Origin of the sequence: Rummeliibacillus suwonensis, from assembly GCF_007896435.1 — a bacterium.
Classification (GTDB): domain Bacteria; phylum Bacillota; class Bacilli; order Bacillales_A; family Planococcaceae; genus Rummeliibacillus; species Rummeliibacillus suwonensis.
The window spans coordinates 1831233-1848356 of the sequence record NZ_VCBL01000001.1 but is presented as its reverse complement, the minus strand read 5'-3'; the positions used below and the strand labels follow the sequence as shown (position 1 = coordinate 1848356).

Genomic DNA, 17124 nt, shown 5'->3' with positions numbered 1-17124 from the left:
ATACCCTATATAGTATAAGGAGGACTTATTTTTTTGATAAAAGCGGATGTTCGATTAGATGCTAAAGGATTGTCGTGTCCTATGCCGATTGTTAAAACCAAAAAAGCTATGAATAACCTAGTTGACGGACAAATTTTAGAAGTGCAAGCAACGGATAAAGGATCTAAAGCAGATTTACCGGCTTGGTCGGAATCTGTTGGTCATCAATATATAGGTGTGGCAGAAGAAAATGGCGTGTTATTCCACTATCTCCGAAAATGCTCGGATGATACGGTTGTGGAAAAAATACATGAACAGATTATATCAATTGAAGAAATGGAAAAAGGCATTGGGAATGGCGCTCTTATTTTAGATGTTCGTGAAGAAGCTGAATATGCTTTTGGTCATATTGACGGGGCAAAATCTATTCCAATGGGTGAACTAGCCAGCCGTATGGAAGAATTGAATAAAGATCAAGATATCTATGTGATTTGTCGTACCGGTAAGCGTAGTGATCTAGCGGCTCAAAAACTAGCAAAAGCAGGTTTTACAAAAGTATATAATGTTTTACCTGGTATGACAGACTGGCAAGGCGATTTGACGAAATCTATTTAACAAGAGGAGGAATTCGATTGTCGAACAGAGTAGCAATTATCGCAAGTAATGGTAATCTTTTTGATGCTTATAAAGTATTCAATATTGCGACTGCAGCAGCAGCTTCGGATAAAGAAGTAGGTGTTTTCTTTACATTCGAAGGATTGAACCTAATTCATAAACAGGGGATGCATACACTTCCGATGCCTGAAGGAAAAGAATCTATGGCTGAAGGTTTTGCAAAAGCGAATGTCCCAAGTATTCCGGAATTAGTAGACATGGCACAAGAACTAGGCGTGAAATTTATTGCCTGTCAAATGACGATGGATGTCATGGGGCTAACAAAAGAGGATTTTGTTGATGGCATTGAAGTTGGTGGAGCTGTCACATTCCTTGAATTTGCAAAAGATGCAGCGCCAGCGTTAACTTTCTAATGGGAAGAATACTAGTGTCATATGCGCCATTATAAAAATGGCAGAAGATCACCGCAAAAATGCTGACGAATTTGAAATGCTGACGAATGTGAAGATCCTAAGAGGGAGGGCAAATGAGCTCTCCCAATCAAAAAATCTAAAACATACCTAAGGGGGTAATCGGGAGTGGCAGTAAATAAATGGTCGGCAGGTTATGTAGCTCGAAAAGTTATTGAAAATCAGGAATTATTCATCTTAGATGTGCGAAACCGAGATGCATTTGAAGATTGGAAAATCGATGGCCATAAATTTGAATATTTAAATATTCCTTACTTTGAATTATTAGATGGAGTTGAAGAAATTTTACCTAAAATTCCTTCTGATCAAGATATATTAGTAGTTTGTGCAAAAGAAGGATCCTCGTTGATGGTAGCGGAGATGCTATCTGAAGCAGGACGAGACGCTGCCTATTTAGAAGGCGGTATGAAATCTTGGAGCATGCATTTAGAACCGATTAAAATAGGTGATTTAACAGACGGCGGGGAAGTCTATCAATTTGTTCGTCTCGGAAAAGGTTGTCTATCTTATATGGTTATCTCTGGAGAAGAGGCTGCTGTTATTGATGCAGTACGTTTCACAGATGTCTTCTTAAACTTTGCGAAAGAAAAAAATGTAACGATTAAACATGTTTTGGACACACACCTACATGCAGATCATATTTCAGGTGGACGCCAAATTGCAGCGGCTACAGGTGCTAAATATTATCTTTCTCCAAAAGATGCAGAGGAAGCTGTCTATGACTATGAACCTTTGGATGATGGCTTGATCGTGCAAGTGGGCTCATTGAAATTAGAAGTGGGTGCATTGTATTCGCCAGGACATACGATTGGTTCAACCTCATTCGTTGTTGACAATAAATATCTATTAACAGGTGATATTTTGTTTATCGATTCAATCGGTCGTCCGGATTTAGCAGGTCTTGCAGAAGATTGGGTCGATGATCTTCGTGAAACCTTATATCAGCGCTACCGTGAACTAGCAGAAGACTTAATCGTGTTGCCAGCTCATTTTATGATTATCGATGAATTGAATGAGGATGGTACGGTAGCAAAATGCTTAGGTGATTTATTTGCTGAAAATCACGGCTTAAATATTGAGGATGAAACTGAGTTCCGATCAGTTGTAACTGAAAATTTACCGCCACAACCAAATGCGTATCAACAAATCCGTCAAGTGAATATGGGGAAATTAACACCAGATCAGGATGAACAAACAGAGATGGAAATCGGTCCAAACCGTTGTGCAGTGAGATAAAATAAAATTTTGCGCAATGGGGAAGTAGGTACTGAAAAACTAATCACATTGCTTTCTTTTGAAATAAAAATCCATCTTTCATTCCATAAAATTGTTTTTTATCCTGCTTTTTAAAATGAATTAACTCTTCAGGGAGAGTGGGGGAAGTAAGAATTTTTTCCTCACTGAATGTGTTGAGAAACGGAGGTACAGGTAGTCGAAGTTGAGCTTTCACTTAATCTTCACTGATTACTTGAATTTTGAGGCGAGACTTGACTACCTGTTACGGCTTAATCATGGAGAAAAATACTTGCGATTGCTTTTTAACAGTTCTGTATGATCAATAAATATCGAAATTGAGGAAAGATGATATGATTTCAAATTACGTATTAGATGCAAAAGGCTTATCTTGTCCAATGCCAATTGTTCGTACTAAAAAAACCATAGATACACTTCGCTCAGGTGAAGTGCTAGAAGTACATGTAACAGATAAAGGAGCACTTATGGATCTTCCTGCATGGGCAAAAGCGTGTGGTCACACTATTCTAGAACAATCTGAGATTGATGGTGTTATTAAATTCTTTATCCAAAAGGTTTAATAGGGAGCGTATTTTCAATGAAAAGCTCACTGTTTTTTGGTAGAAAGAAGGAGATTTTATGAGTCTCATGTATATCCTTACGTTAATAATAATAGGCTTTGTTGGCTCATTTGTTTCAGGAATGCTAGGGATTGGTGGAGCGATTGTCAAATATCCACTTTTATTGTATGTGCCGCCGCTTTTTGGATTTGCAGCATTTACAGCACACGAGGTATCAGGAATTAGTGCATTAGATGTGTTATTTGTATCTATTGCAGGTGTCTTAGCATTCCGAAACGGTGGTTATTTAAACAAAAAGCTCATTACTGTTATGGGGATTGCAGTGTTATTTGGTACATTAATAGGAAGCTTTGGCTCAGATCTATTATCTGAAGAAAGCGTCAATATTGTCTATGGTGTGCTCGCATTGCTTGCTACTATTATGATGTTCATTCCTAAGAAACAAATTGATGATATGCCATTTACTGAGGTAACATTCAACGTGCCATTAGCTGCCATATTGGCATTTATGGTAGGGATTGGCGCAGGTATTGTTGGAGCAGGCGGTGGATTTCTGCTGATACCGATTATGCTTCTTATTTTACGTATTCCGACACGAATGACGATTGCATCCAGCCTAGCGATAACCTTTATATCATCGATTGCTGGATCATTCGGGAAAATTGTTACCGGTCAAATCGATTATTTACCAGCTGTCTTTGTTATTGTTGCAGGCCTTATCGCAGCTCCAATTGGTGCCCGTGTTAGTAAAAAGATAAATACAAAAATGTTGCAACGGTTATTAGCGATTCTTATATTACTTACGGCTATTAAAGTATGGCTGGATATATTGTAAAAGTGGAATTATTACCTCTTTCATCCATTTTCATTCAATAAGATTGATTAGGATTAGAAAAAACATTTTTAGTAGACAATTGGAAGAAATCGTTATATAATTAAGCAAATTAATAATTGATTCGGCTAATCGTAAACAAAACATTCACCTTTTAAAGTGATCGTATTTGTATCGATCATTTTGAAAGGCGTTTTTTTATATGGGGTTGGAAGATAAATTATTAAATTACATTTGTTGGAGGTTATTTAAATGGCACAAGGTAAGGTAAAATGGTTTAACTCAGAAAAAGGTTTTGGTTTCATTGAAGTTCCAGGCGAAAACGATGTATTTGTACATTTCTCAGCTATCCAAGGCGACGGCTTCAAAACACTTGAAGAAGGTCAAAGTGTAGAATTTGGTATTGAAGAAGGTACTCGTGGACCACAAGCTACTAACGTTACAAAACTTTAATTTTTTAAAAATGAAGTAGGAAAGGCATCCTGTATAGGGTGCTTTTTTTGTGTAATCTTGTTACAAGAGATTTTGACCATTTTGTATTCTAAAGATACAATTGGAATGATAAAAAGAGTTCGATCAATGGAGGGCGAGTCACTTGAATTTAAGAGATCAACTAGCAGCATATCAAGCCAGTAACGCACAAGAGGCTAAAGATCAGGAAGTTATGCTACGATATACCGATATCTTTTCAAATATACTAACAAGGGAAAATGAATTTGCTCATTTTACAGCCTCTGCTTGGATTGTCAACCAAAACCGTACCAAAGTCTTGATGGCCTTTCATAATATTTATCAGTCATGGTCCTGGATAGGCGGCCATGCTGATGGAGATGCCGATCTTCTGCATGTTGCCCTAAAGGAAACAGGTGAAGAAACAGGACTAACAAATATCAAGCCCCTATCAGAGGAAATTTACTCGATTGAAATTCTTGGTGTAGATGGACATGTGAAAAGAGGAGAGCATGTTGCAACACATGTGCATCTAAACGTCACTTATTTGATCGAAGCAGATGAAAACGAGCAAACCAAAGTAAAGCCAGATGAAAATAGCGCCATTCAATGGATGGCATTAGACGAGGCAGTAGGGAAATGTAGTGAACCTTATATGAAAATCATTTATCAAAAATTGAATGAAAAATTGAAGGTATTTCACATGAATGATGATCAGTCCAAGGATAAAGTTCTATCCGTGGAAAATAAAATCTAATTCCCGAGAAATAGTGTCCAATCCAAGAGAAATACCATTCAATCCATAGAATGAATGCTTTGTACCATTGCTTTGCGTTTAATTCATCAATAGATGTTTTCTTTCTAGTAACCATTGAAGTAGAGCGAGATCTTGATTTCGCCCTGCGATAATGGATAAGCCAACTGCTTTACCATCTTCAGTGGTTATTGGAATTGTTAACTGTGGTAAACCAGACAGCCCTGCGATGCAACTTAACTGCATTGTACGAGTACGTGTATTTTCAACATCTACTAATGAGCGACCAATTTCTGGGGCAGATCCAGGTGTTGTCGGAATAACCAGTAATCCATTTTTATTTAACAAATTATCTAATTTTTGTTGAATCGAACGGCGCAATTGTTTTGCTTGTTGCCATGTATCATCTTCTTTTATTGTCGAAGCCCATTGAAAGCGGTCTGCAATATCAGTTCCAAATATTGGATCTTCTTTGGCGATCCATTCACCATGGGTCTGCCAGATTTCTCTCCCTTGTAATAAACGGAATGATTTACTCCATGCAGCAAGTGATTCATCAGCCAATGTGATCGTTTTTACAGTAAAATGATCTTGAATTAGAGATGAAAGTTGTTTTTGTAGAACAGTTTTTGTTGCATTCTCTTCGATTAATTGCCACGCATCCTCTGCTAAATAAATCGTTTGAAAGTGATTAGAAGAGTGATCTATTGGCAAAAGTACATTTGCGATTTTACTTAGAGTTTCTATTTTTTCGGACATCCAACCCACAGTATCAAAAGAAGGCGCTAGTGGTATAATGCCAGCCATATCAATAGTACCATGGGAAGGGCGGAATCCATAAATACCACAATAACAAGCGGGGATACGAGTAGAACCTCCTGTATCCGTACCAATAGCAAAATCAACCATCCTTGATGCGGCGGCGACAGCGGAGCCACTAGAAGATCCTCCTGGAATACAATTTGGATATCGCGGATTTACTGGCGTACCATAATGAATATTTTCACCGTTTAAGCTATACATTAGCTCATCTGTATGAGTAATCCCTGTTAACGTAGCTCCCGAATTTAGTAATTGGTCAATCACGTAGGCGTTGGATGTGGCAGCATCATGTGTTTTTAACCAATCGGGATTACCCGCAGCATTTTTGTGCTGTTTTATTGCAAAAACATCTTTGACTGCAAATGTTGTATCATCTAAAACCCCTTTTTGTGTTGCCTCTATTGTAATATCAGCATCGATAAATGCGTTTAAATCGTTTTTCATATGTCTCTCTCCTTTACCAGCCAATTGCGGCACCGTCACAGCGGGGATCTGTGCCACCACATCGGAAACCGTCATCATTGATAAGAATTGCATGCGCATGACCCATTACGCCGTCGAAGGGCTGAACAATTTGAACGTTGTGTCCAGCATTTATTAAAGTTTTATAAACTTGCTGTGGTATACGATTTTCGATTTTTAATGCTTCACTTTTTTGACCCCAAGTGCGCCCCCAAACAAAGCGTGGTGCAGAAACAGCTTGTTGAGGATTCATGCCATAATGAGCCATGCGTGTAAACATAAGGGTCTGAGTTTGCGGTTGTCCTTCACCGCCTTGTGTGCCATAGATAATTCGAGGTTTTTCATTTAAAAAAGCTATGGCGGGCATCAAGGTATGAAATGTCCGTTTATGAGGCTCTAATGTATTGACATGATTTGGGTCAAGTGAGAAAAAAGAACCTCGATTTTGCAACAATACCCCTGTTGAACCAGCAACTACACCTGAACCATATTCAAAATATAAGCTTTGAATAAATGATACGGCATTTCCTTCCTCATCAACAACAGCTGCATAAGCTGTATCTTGACCAAGGGGTACAGTGGAAAAATTGTGAGCTTTTTTCATATGGATGTCGGCTGCAAGTCTTTTTGCATAAGTCTTACTTAATAATCGTTCGAATGGTGCCTGATAAAAATCTGGATCTGTTAAATAAGTATTACGATCTTTAAATGCCTTTTTTAATGCCTCTACTAGAATATGATAATATTCATAGGAATCTTGCTCAATCTGCTCAAAATCAAAATTTTCTAAAATATTGAGCGCTTCTAAAGCAGAAAAACCTTGTGAGTTTGGAGGGACTTGATAGACAGTATAATCATGATAAGTTGTTGAAATGGGCTCTGTCCAATTACCATGATGATCGGCAAAATCGTCTAGGGTTAAATAACCATTTTGTTGTTGGATATATGAAACGATTTCTTTTGCAATTTCCCCTTTATAAAAAGCATCACGTCCTTTTATAGCAATCGTCGTCAAAGTAGCTGCTAAATCTGTTTGGATGAACTTTTTGTGAAGAGATGGTGTGCTTCCATCTGTTAAATAGATATGAGCAGTCGTCTCTGTTGCACGTAACACATCAGCCACTTGATTGGTGGTAGTATATTGATCAGGTGATAAAGGGAAACCTCTTCGTGCATATTCAATTGCTGGCTCGAGGACATCCTGTAATGTTAAACGACCATATTCTTTTAAAATAGCATTCCAACTGTCTACCATACCAGGGACTGTGATAGCACTCCGAATCCCCCGTGTGGGAATCTCTGCTTCCTCTTCGTATAAACCACGATGAATTTTATAGCCTGAACGACCACTACCATTGTAAGCTCGTAAACTTTTTTCTCCTTCATGCCACGTCAGCCAAAATGAATCTCCGCCAACACCTGTCATATGTGGATAAACAACTGCTAGACACGCGCTTACAGCAACAGCTGCATCAAATGCATTTCCGCCTTTTTCTAGAATACGAGCACCGGCCATTGAACTTAAATAATGCGGACTAACAATCATTGTTTTTGTGCCAATCGTCGATTTTGTTTGATTCATATACATCTCTCCTTATTTTTAATATTTATTAACTATGTGCGATTTTATCTGAGTGTTGAAATGGATGGGTTGGATCATTTGGCGTGATCATTGTCTTTTTTAGTGGACTGTCTGTAAATAAGAAGGCAATCCCGCCAATAAGCAATAATACACCAGATAAATAAAATCCGATTTCAATATGCCCAGTAATATCTGCTAAATAACCAGTGATATATGGAGCAAAGATTGAGGATGTCATGCCTGCAAAGTTAAAGATGCTATATGCTCTAGAATACATAGATGGATGTGTGTTATCTGCAATATAGGCAATTAAAACGGGGTCTAATGCCAACTTACCGATTAAGCCATAAATGACTAACCCTGCAATCATGAGTGAGAAATTTTCGGTATAAGGAACGATAAATTGACAGGCAGTCCCTAATAAGGCAAGGCAAATTACAATGCCTTTTTTATTTTTTATTCTATCAGATAAATAGCCAAATAAGATAGCTCCTGGAATAGCGGCCCATGGAACAAGTGAAGAGATGATTCCAGTTTTAGAACCTTCAATTCCGCGTTCTGTTTGTAAATAATATGGCAGCCACGTAATCATACTAAAAAAACCATATAGTGAACAGAAAATTAGGATATAAGTGATAATGTGATTTTTATTGAATAATGCTTTGATGCTTATTCTTTGATTCTTTGAAACAGCCTGTGAATTTTTGATAGGTTTATAGTCATCTTTTATAAAAAACGCAATTAAAGCAGCAACAATGACAGTTAGTATTCCAAAAAAGAAAAATGAGAATTGCCAATCTTTCTTTAGTGTAAATGTGAAATAACTAGATGCAATAAACCCTAGTGAAATCCCAATTGCCATCCCGCTATTAATAAGAGCCGAAGAAATCCCTCGGTATTTCTTAGAAATGGTACTGGAAGAAATAGCATATTGAGGTCCATAATACATACCTTCGCCAAGTCCTGTAATAATTCTCACCAATAAAAAGATCATTAAACTTGGTGCAAAGCCGCTAAGGATTGTTCCTATTCCAAATAAGATATAACCGATAACTAAAACTTTTAAACGCCCAAACCGATCAGCTAAAAATCCAGCTGGAATTTGCATAAAGGCATAAGCAATAAAAAATACTGTAGAAATTAATCCAAGTTCACCTTTGTTTAACCCCCAATCTGTTTGAATAATACTCATAACAGGTGACAGAATATTCCGATCCGCATACATAAATGCCCAACCAAGTGAAAAAAGAACAATCAAGACAATTGGGTTTTTCGTTTTCATAGAAATCTCCTCCTTTTGTGTTACTTTTTCTGACATTTAATTTTAAAAATTATAAATGATAAAAAAAGTAACTTTTAAATGTTATTAAACATAACACTTTATGCGATGTCAATGTTGTTTTGTAAAAAAAGAAGGCTTTAACCGTTATTTATAAGACGAAAGGAAAAGTATTATATAAATTTGTATTACGAATTGAATGAATAAGATCATTTTTTAATACATTGTGTTAAATAATAGATATTTGAAACCGTTTTCTATTAATGAATTGCAGAAAATTGCATTTTTTATAAAAAAACGTGATGTTTTACGATAATATAAAGTGTAAGAAAAAGGACATTTCGTAAATGTTATTGTTCTCTTTACGAAGAAAAGAATTGATTATTTTCAAATATTATTCGTACTGAAAGAAAATATAGATGAAGTTGTACGAAAAGAAATGAGGAGGATGACATGATGAATGAGGGAAAAATACAATTAGATGAAATGGATCACCAAATTATTGAGCTTTTAAATCAGAACGGCCGTATCTCATTTACTGACTTAGGGAAAAAAGTTAATCTATCACGTGTTGCAGTACAAGCACGTATTCAAGCGTTATTAGAAAAGGGTGTTATTGAACGTTTTACGGCTGTTATTAATCCAGAACAAATTGGTTTTCAAGTCTCTGCTTTTTTTAATGTAGAAGTCGAGCCCAAAAATTTGCAAGAAGTAGCGGAAATTTTAGCAAGTGATCCAGCAGTATCGAGCTTATATCATATGACAGGACCTAGTAAACTTCATATGCATGGATTATTTCGAGATAATAGAGAAATGGAAGAATTTTTGGAGAAGCGATTATATCCATTACCAGGTATTATGAGCGTCGATTGTCAAATATTGATTAAACGTTATAAAAGCCGTATTGGCATGAAATTATAGGGGGGAAGATCGTGGAGAAAGCTTATCAACAACTTGCTATATCAATGATTCGAACAGGTATTTTAGGATTTGGCGGTGGACCTTCTGTAATGCCACTCTTTCGCCATGAAGCGGTGAAAAAATATAAATGGATGGATGATGAAGATTTTGGAGAAATTTTAGCCATTGCGAATGCATTACCGGGACCTATTGCCACTAAAATGGCAGGCTATTTAGGCTATATGTTAAAGGGGAAAACAGGTGCTGTGTGGGCAATCATTTGTCACATCTTACCGAGTACCCTCTTTATGATCACATTATTTTCTATTGTTTCTATTTTAAGTAACTCTAAAATTATTGAAGGGATGATTGCCGCTGTCATGCCAGTCGTTGCGGTGATGCTTGGAGAAATGGCTTATAGATTTGGAGAGAAAACATTAAAGGGACTTGGTATTGTACTGGGGATCATTGCTTTTGCTATTGCTTATATCCTATTGCAAGTGGTTCATCTGAACTCAGGTATAGCAGTGGTATTGTTCCTTATTTATGGTATGTTCCATTTTAAATTGCTAACGAAATGGAAAAAAGGTGGTGCGATGACATGATTCTGCTTTATTTATTTTTCGCCTTTTTCACTGCCAATATACTTGGCTATGGTGGAGGACCTTCATCGATTCCATTGATGTATGATGAAATCGTCAAACATTATCAATGGTTAGACAATAGTGAGTTTTCAAATATGCTAGCATTAGGTAATGCGCTCCCAGGACCTATTGCCACAAAAATTGCGGCATTCGTTGGGTACGATGAATACGGTTGGTTAGGGGTTATCATTGCACTTCTGGCAACGATTGCACCCTCTGCGATTCTCCTTATTTTATTGATGAACTTATTAAATAAACATCGTCAATCACCCATTGTGAAGGGGATGACATTGCTAGTCCAACCGATTTTAACCATCATGATGCTCATTGTAACATGGCAATTAGCTAAAGAATCTTTTACGACTATTGGAATTTGGCAATTTCTTGGTATTGCAGCGGTAGCCTTTTTTGCGATGCATATTCGAAAAGTGCATCCAGCTTTCGTTATTTTAGCGGCATTTCTATACGGAGGTATTGTTCTATCGCATATTGTGTAGCTCGAATTACAGGTGATAGGTGCTGAAACAATTCAGACAATAGGGTGCAAATGATGTCCTTCATCTCTTCAGGGGTTAAGGATTTTTTCTTTAGATAGTCTTAGATTTGGGTGCCAGTAATTAGTTTATATTTCCTATTTTACATTGGAACAAATAGGCGAATTTAATCTCAATAGTCGATTTTTTACATGGTATAATTGATAAATATTAACATAATAATATTTTATTTTTAATGGATGGTACTTGAATCAATTTCATAAATCATTTTCTTCTTAAAAAATACGAACATTTAATAATAGCTAATTTTATAGTTGTGGAGCGGAAGACGGCGACTCCTACGGGAAAAGCTTGAGCGGAAAGCCCCGCAGGAACGTAGTGACGAGGAGATTGAAGCCAAGCCCGTGGAAAGCGCCGTCTGGAGCGGAACAAAAATTTCTGAATGTTAATATTCATGTTGATTTAAAATGTTCGTGTTTTTTATCTGAATTTTACATTATGAAATTGATTCACTTATTGAATGATTCTGAAAGAGTTTAGAGAACTTTTGTTTTTTATCCCGCTTTAATGGGCAGTAAAGATCCCCATCACAAGGTTTAGAGAGAACCAAGAAAGATAGGTGGGGGATTAACTGCCCATAAAAGCCCGATTGGTTTAGCTAACCATCCACTGATGGAAGCTTCACTTTATAAAAGGGGGAGGAACTTATGTCTTTAACGTATTACTATGCACTTTTAAGTGAAAAGCAATATCAACTTCAAAGGCTTCAGACCTGTAGCAATCAGCTACACATATATCAACAAGAATTGATTGGGTATGAAAAAAAGCTGACACAACCTGACCTCTCCAGTCATACCTGGCAAGGGGTATTAGGTAATAAGTTTGATCAAACTCGCCATGAACAAATGAAGACAAAATATCTTGAGCTAGACACGCAACAATTTGATGCTGTTTATAAGGCCATAAGCGACAAGACGAGCAGCTTACAAAGTGAAATCAGTACGATCAAGCAGACGATTCAAAGTCTGGAAGAAGCTCTTGCCGCTGAAAAGGAGAAAGAGAAAGCAAGAGCAAAATAACTGAAATCAAAGGAGACGCGATGGGATGAGTACGGAAATTAAAATCAAACAAACGGACATTGACCAAGCCCTTTCTAAGATGAAATCCTCCACAAATACGCTTCATACTTCGCTCCCTTCTGCAATCGGTGAGGATAATGTTCTAACGATCATCCAGAAATGGAAAGGCCTTCATCAAGCGCTTGGACAAGTGTTAGAATCCTACAAAGTTCTATTAATACAAAACGAGGAAACCAGCCGCCAAGCTGTTCAGAGCATGATCGAACTGGATGAAAAGCTGGGAGATCACCATCAAATGCTGAAATGAGCCGTTTATGAAGGGGTAGAAGAGGTAGGAAAATCCATTTCATTACGAAGTAGTAAAAAGTGGTGGATACCCCCGACCGGTTTAGCTAGCACACAGTGAAATACAAAACGGTATCAAGTTTTACTATATGTAAAGGAAGGTGGATCGTTATCACAAAGGTACTAGATGTTGCAGGTTTACAGAATGGCATCGAGAAAACGCTCAAGTCCTTAAAAAATAAACAAACTGAGATGGCGGAGATTCAAAAAGCGGTACAAGGGATACTGGCGCTAGAAGATGCCTTTAAAGGACAAAGTGGGGATGCAATTCGGGCCTATTATCAAGAAGTACACCTTCCATTTATCTCCTATTACCAAGCTTTTATAGCCGATTACGAGCGTCAACTAAAGACTATGGACCATGATTTGCAAAAGCTAGAATCCGCCAAAAATGGCCGGATTGACGAAGCTTTTTTAACAGAAGACTTAAAAACTAGCCTCCAAAGCACAGCCAGTCGTACCATCACCCTCACAGATGAGGCTAACCAGACGATTCTTTCCATCCAAGACATTGTGGCTACACCGTCATTAAATGATGTCTCTTTTCTGGAGGAAGTGACGGACGCCCAAAAACAAATTCAGACGACAGTAGAAAAAGTCCATCGATTTGATTACAATCAAAGTAAAGCCTTAGAAGAATTATCCAATGATGTGTCGAACATGCAAAACTACATAGATGGCATCCAAGCGCAGATGAAGAGTGGAAAGCTACAACTAGAAAACTATACCATTGGCACATTAAGCCGGTATCAGCTAGATGGCTGGCTGAAGGATGAGGTAGGAAGTACCTGTTCAAGAGTAGAGACAGAAAAAGTGGATCGAATCGAAGAACTGCAAAGGAAACTCGCAAAAGCTTCCACGCCAAGTGAGTATTTAAAAATCGCGAAAGAAATAGGCATCGAAAATCTCGATGATGACCAAAAACAAATCGTCACTATGCTGGAAACCGCGGAGGGCATCCAAAAGGGCCTCCTCCAAGTGGGAAAAGACTTTTTAAAAGGAATTGATGATTTTATAGACGATCCTGGAAAATCAATAGAGGGCACTATCCAAGCCATTGCTCATCCCATCGAAACGTACGATTATCTTTCGAAATCCATTACTGATTCTTTTCAGCGGGATGTCATCAATGGGGATGCCAAGTCACGTGCGGAATGGATCTCCTACGCATTAGGAACCCTCGGATTATCCGTAGTGGGCACCAAAGGATTAGGCGCTGTAACGAAGACAGGAATGACCACAGTCAAAGCCACTGCTAAAGTAGGCGTCCACAAGGTAAAAGGTGCAGCCCAAAAAATCCCGACGCTTGACCTGTATCCGTATGCGCCCCAACATCAATTAGCCGGGGTGAACGCAGGTATTGTGCCTTATAATACGGTGAATAGTGTTGGGTTGAGAGATCAGTTGATTTCTATGGCGAAGGTGGAGGCAAGTGGTAGCGGTAAGGGTAACTTTAATGATCCATACATTGGGGTAAAACAAGCATCTGAATATTTAAAATCACAAGGAGTACCACGTCAATTCAGAAAGACTACATTAGAATCATTTGAAATCGGTACAATTAGGCTTGATGTTGCAGGTTCAAATACTTATGGATTAAGATTTTATGATAATATTAATGCTTATCCAAGAGGAAGATATTTGTTTGAAACATTTTCACCACAAGTTAACAGAAGTAATTTAGCACTTCCACCAGATTGGAACAGAATGACAGGTATTCAACAATGGCAAGTTAAACCAGACACAATTATAATTAAAGGAAAAGCAGGTCCGCAGTTTCAAATGGGAAATCAATATATTGGAGGCGTAGAACAATGGTATATAACGAACCTAGACAGCCTAATAAAACCGTAAACTTTATAAATGAAGCTGAAAAAGTGAAAATGGAGTTAGAGTGTGAAATGAAAGCTCATGAATTAGGTCAAGGTAAAGATGGAACGATAAGTCAACTTAAAAATTTCTATAAAGATATAGAACTAATGATTGAAAGCAAAAGTCATATTCCATCATATCCAAGAGCTATTACAGATTCATGGGATTTTAATAGCGAACTTGGAAAACAATTATTAGATTTATATGAAATATATAAGAAGTTAAGATAACTAACCTCTGAAAAAATATTAAGAAATTATATCTGGGTAAACTTAGGTGGTAGAATGTGCAAGTTTTTAAAGTAGTAAAGAGTTTTTAGGTTTTAAGTTCAAGTGACAGGCACCCACACAATTACAGGCACCCACACAATTCTGACAATAAGCTACAAATAAAGTCTTTAATCTCTACAAAGATTGAAGGCTTTTTAAATTCGAATTATTTTAATTAGATTGAGAAAGCTTCCACGCCAGATGAGTATTTAAAAATCGCGAAAGAAATAGGCATCGAAAATCTCGATGATGACCAGAAACAAACCGTCGCTATGCTGGAAACCGCGGAGGGCATCTCAAAGGGTCTCCTTAAAGCGGGAAAAGACTTTGTAAAAGGCATATTTGACTTCGCCACTCATCCCGTAAAAACAATAGAAAGGACAATGGATGCCATTGTTCATCCCATCGAAACGTACGATTACCTTTCGAAATCCATTACTGATTCTTTTCAGTGAGATGTCATCAATGGGGATGCCAAGTCACGTGCGGAATGGATCTCCTATGCATTAGGAAATGTCGTATTATCCGCAGTGGGTACCAAAGGATTAGGGGCTGTATCCAAAACAGTCAAAGCCACTACCAAAGTAGGCGTCCACAAGGTAAAAGGCGCAGCCCAAAAAATCCCGACACTCAACCTGTATCCCTATGCGCCCCAACATCAATTAGCCGGTGTAAATGCAGGTATTGTGCCTTATAATACGGTGAATAGTGTTGGGTTGAGAGATCAGTTGATTTCTATGGCGAAGGTGGAAAGTAAGGGAAGTGGTGCGGTTACTAAGGGTATTGTTAAACCTGTATCAAATATGAATGAGTTTTTTGATATGGAATTTGGAAAAATAATAAGTAATTCCTTATCAAAATCAAAAGTAAAGTATGATGGACAATCAATTTATAAGGTGGAAAAGAAAACTGATAACCAATATCTGAAAAAGGGTTATGGAGTTTATCTTGACGCATTACACAAAGACCATTTGGAAGTAATAGATAAGACAGGGGATGTGAAATACGTATTGAATTTAGATGGTACTTTAAATCCTGACAAGACTAAGAAAGCACTTGGACGAGTAGTTAAGGAGTGGAAATAATAGTGGAGGAATTTATATGGATAAAAAGTTAGAAGGAATATTGGACATACTAGATAAACTTAATTCAAATATTAATATTGTAAATAAAGAAGATTTAGATGAACAGTACGAGAACCTTGAGGATTTTAGGGTGTTAACTAGAGATTTAGATATTATATTAAACAATTTTGGTTCATTAGATATGAACAATGGTGATGAAATAGAGAAAATGTTATTTGAACTTCATAGAATTCTAACGACGTTTGAATGGCATTTCTCAGAAATCAGTGATTTAAACACGATAATTTTAAAAGTTTATAAAGACAAAATCAATAACGTCTAGTAATGAGAAGCCTTAAAGGATATGATTACGTCATTCAATATTTAAATCACATATTTCAGGAAGAAACAGATTTATGAGAAGGTTCCAGTAGTGTTTATTGCATATGGCATTATTATCAAGATGGAAAGACTATGATGTTAGTAGATGAAGATATCCACAGAGAGTTTAGACACATTGACGGTCAATCAAAAGTTAATGGAAAAAATAAGTAATAATATAGGAGCGGGAATATGACAAAAATACTTAGTGAAAATCCAAAAATTTCTTTACAGGATATAAAATAATTTGAACAAGAGTATGATATTGCACTACCTAAGCAATATGTCAAATCTCTACTAGAATATAATGGAGGATTTCCACAAGAATCTGGCTTCAAAATCTCAGATGATGAGGGAGAAAGTTTAGTAAATAGGGTTTTATGGAGTTGGGGATATGAAAAGTAATTTAGGTAAAGTTTATGATGTTTTAGAAGGTGAAATACCAGAGGATTTCATTTCAAGTGCCAATGATCCAGCAGGAAATGAGATTTTATTAGGAGTTAGTGGAGAGTATCAAGGAAAAGTATATTTTGGGATTCATGATATAGAATCCGAAGAAGAAATGGATAATATGTTTATCCTCGCAAATAGTTTTTATGAGTTCTTTGATAACTTATATAAATCTGAGTGATGCTCATAGAAAGCTAAATATAGTGGCAACGGCTGATTTATGAAAAAGCAGATCCTGTCCCCAAAACTATTCAGACAATAATAGAATACAATTTAAGTTATAAAATTCCCCTTTCGCAAGTATAGAGATTGGGGGATTTTTTAATTTTATATGGCTGATAGGTCATTGAAACATATTGAAGAAAAAGTCCATCCATTTAATTATAATCAAAGTAAAGATATAGAATAATTATCCAATGATGTGTCGAATATGCAAAGCTACATAGATGGCATCTAATCGCAGATGAAGAGTGAGAAGCTACAGCTAGAAAATTATACAAGCGGCACATTAAGCTAGCATAAGATCGAATAATTGCCTTTAGAAAATGCCTATCTAGAGATTCTAAT

The 17124-nt window shown here is 37.0% G+C and carries 22 protein-coding genes; 19 read left to right on the top strand and 3 right to left on the bottom strand.

Annotated elements, in window-relative coordinates:
• Positions 1-33 precede the first annotated feature (33 nt).
• The 7 genes from FEU33_RS08555 to FEU33_RS08525 all read left to right on the top strand — a co-directional run bounded on the left by FEU33_RS08555 (position 34) and on the right by FEU33_RS08525 (position 4917).
• The gene (locus FEU33_RS08555; RefSeq protein WP_146548963.1) at positions 34-594 is read left to right on the top strand and encodes a sulfurtransferase TusA family protein; all 561 of its coding nucleotides are present in this window, start codon (positions 34-36) and stop codon (positions 592-594) included.
• A gap of 17 nt (positions 595-611) precedes the next feature.
• On the top strand, positions 612-1007 hold the full coding sequence (locus FEU33_RS08550; RefSeq protein ID WP_146548962.1) for a DsrE/DsrF/DrsH-like family protein: 396 nt from the start codon (positions 612-614) through the stop codon (positions 1005-1007).
• Between the two features lie 165 nt (positions 1008-1172).
• Entirely contained in the window at positions 1173-2300 is a 1128-nt protein-coding gene (locus FEU33_RS08545; protein ID WP_146548961.1) for an MBL fold metallo-hydrolase, read from the top strand.
• Between the two features lie 350 nt (positions 2301-2650).
• Positions 2651-2878: a sulfurtransferase TusA family protein gene (locus tag FEU33_RS08540; protein ID WP_146548960.1), complete on the top strand. Its 228-nt coding sequence runs from the start codon at positions 2651-2653 to the stop codon at positions 2876-2878.
• Positions 2879-2936: 58 nt separating this feature from the next.
• Positions 2937-3713 carry a sulfite exporter TauE/SafE family protein gene (locus tag FEU33_RS08535; protein WP_146548959.1) on the top strand — a complete coding sequence of 259 codons (777 nt, stop codon included), beginning with the start codon at positions 2937-2939 and terminating at the stop codon, positions 3711-3713.
• A 249-nt stretch (positions 3714-3962) separates the two neighbouring features.
• Positions 3963-4163 (top strand): cold-shock protein, encoded by a 201-nt coding sequence (locus FEU33_RS08530; protein ID WP_146548958.1) that lies wholly within the window; start codon positions 3963-3965, stop codon positions 4161-4163.
• Positions 4164-4305: 142 nt separating this feature from the next.
• On the top strand, positions 4306-4917 hold the full coding sequence (locus tag FEU33_RS08525) for an NUDIX hydrolase (RefSeq protein ID WP_146548957.1): 612 nt from the start codon (positions 4306-4308) through the stop codon (positions 4915-4917).
• Positions 4918-4995: 78 nt separating this feature from the next.
• On the opposite strand, the gene FEU33_RS08520 is transcribed toward FEU33_RS08525, so the two are convergent.
• The 3 genes from FEU33_RS08520 to FEU33_RS08510 are packed head-to-tail and all read right to left on the bottom strand — an operon-like array spanning position 4996 to position 9062.
• Positions 4996-6180: an amidase gene (locus FEU33_RS08520; protein WP_146548956.1), complete on the bottom strand. Its 1185-nt coding sequence runs from the start codon at positions 6178-6180 to the stop codon at positions 4996-4998.
• Between the two features lie 13 nt (positions 6181-6193).
• On the bottom strand, positions 6194-7780 hold the full coding sequence (gene ggt / locus FEU33_RS08515) for a gamma-glutamyltransferase (protein WP_244951000.1): 1587 nt from the start codon (positions 7778-7780) through the stop codon (positions 6194-6196).
• 28 nt (positions 7781-7808) lie between these two features.
• A complete protein-coding gene (locus FEU33_RS08510) occupies positions 7809-9062 on the bottom strand; it encodes an MFS transporter (protein WP_146548954.1) in 1254 nt (417 codons plus the stop codon).
• A gap of 450 nt (positions 9063-9512) precedes the next feature.
• Between FEU33_RS08510 and chrS the strand changes: the two genes are divergently transcribed.
• From chrS to FEU33_RS19105, 12 genes are all read left to right on the top strand, one after another.
• Positions 9513-9980, top strand: coding sequence for a chromate efflux transcriptional regulator ChrS (chrS, locus tag FEU33_RS08505; protein ID WP_146548953.1), 468 nt, complete (start codon positions 9513-9515; stop codon positions 9978-9980).
• Between the two features lie 8 nt (positions 9981-9988).
• The gene (gene chrB / locus FEU33_RS08500) at positions 9989-10564 is read left to right on the top strand and encodes a chromate efflux transporter ChrB (protein WP_425328607.1); all 576 of its coding nucleotides are present in this window, start codon (positions 9989-9991) and stop codon (positions 10562-10564) included.
• Positions 10561-11100 carry a chromate efflux transporter ChrA gene (gene chrA / locus FEU33_RS08495; RefSeq protein WP_146548952.1) on the top strand — a complete coding sequence of 180 codons (540 nt, stop codon included), beginning with the start codon at positions 10561-10563 and terminating at the stop codon, positions 11098-11100. Before chrB ends, chrA begins: the two co-directional genes overlap by 4 nt.
• A gap of 704 nt (positions 11101-11804) precedes the next feature.
• Positions 11805-12176 (top strand): YwqH-like family protein, encoded by a 372-nt coding sequence (locus FEU33_RS08490; protein WP_146548951.1) that lies wholly within the window; start codon positions 11805-11807, stop codon positions 12174-12176.
• A gap of 25 nt (positions 12177-12201) precedes the next feature.
• On the top strand, positions 12202-12483 hold the full coding sequence (locus FEU33_RS08485) for a YwqI/YxiC family protein (protein ID WP_146548950.1): 282 nt from the start codon (positions 12202-12204) through the stop codon (positions 12481-12483).
• Between the two features lie 95 nt (positions 12484-12578).
• The gene (locus tag FEU33_RS08480; RefSeq protein ID WP_146548949.1) at positions 12579-14375 is read left to right on the top strand and encodes a T7SS effector LXG polymorphic toxin; all 1797 of its coding nucleotides are present in this window, start codon (positions 12579-12581) and stop codon (positions 14373-14375) included.
• Entirely contained in the window at positions 14336-14623 is a 288-nt protein-coding gene (locus tag FEU33_RS08475; protein ID WP_146548948.1) for a hypothetical protein, read from the top strand. Before FEU33_RS08480 ends, FEU33_RS08475 begins: the two co-directional genes overlap by 40 nt.
• Before the next feature lie 569 nt (positions 14624-15192).
• Positions 15193-15747 carry a hypothetical protein gene (locus FEU33_RS08470; protein ID WP_244950999.1) on the top strand — a complete coding sequence of 185 codons (555 nt, stop codon included), beginning with the start codon at positions 15193-15195 and terminating at the stop codon, positions 15745-15747.
• A 16-nt stretch (positions 15748-15763) separates the two neighbouring features.
• Positions 15764-16069: a hypothetical protein gene (locus FEU33_RS08465; protein ID WP_146548947.1), complete on the top strand. Its 306-nt coding sequence runs from the start codon at positions 15764-15766 to the stop codon at positions 16067-16069.
• A gap of 101 nt (positions 16070-16170) precedes the next feature.
• A complete protein-coding gene (locus tag FEU33_RS19265) occupies positions 16171-16281 on the top strand; it encodes an HNH endonuclease (RefSeq protein ID WP_280524854.1) in 111 nt (36 codons plus the stop codon).
• 90 nt (positions 16282-16371) lie between these two features.
• Complete coding sequence (locus tag FEU33_RS19365) at positions 16372-16512, top strand: hypothetical protein (RefSeq protein ID WP_342355269.1); 141 nt, start codon at positions 16372-16374, stop codon at positions 16510-16512.
• Complete coding sequence (locus FEU33_RS19105) at positions 16502-16738, top strand: SMI1/KNR4 family protein (protein ID WP_244950998.1); 237 nt, start codon at positions 16502-16504, stop codon at positions 16736-16738. The genes FEU33_RS19365 and FEU33_RS19105 overlap by 11 nt, the downstream gene beginning before the upstream one ends.
• The last annotated feature ends 386 nt before the right edge of the window (positions 16739-17124 follow it).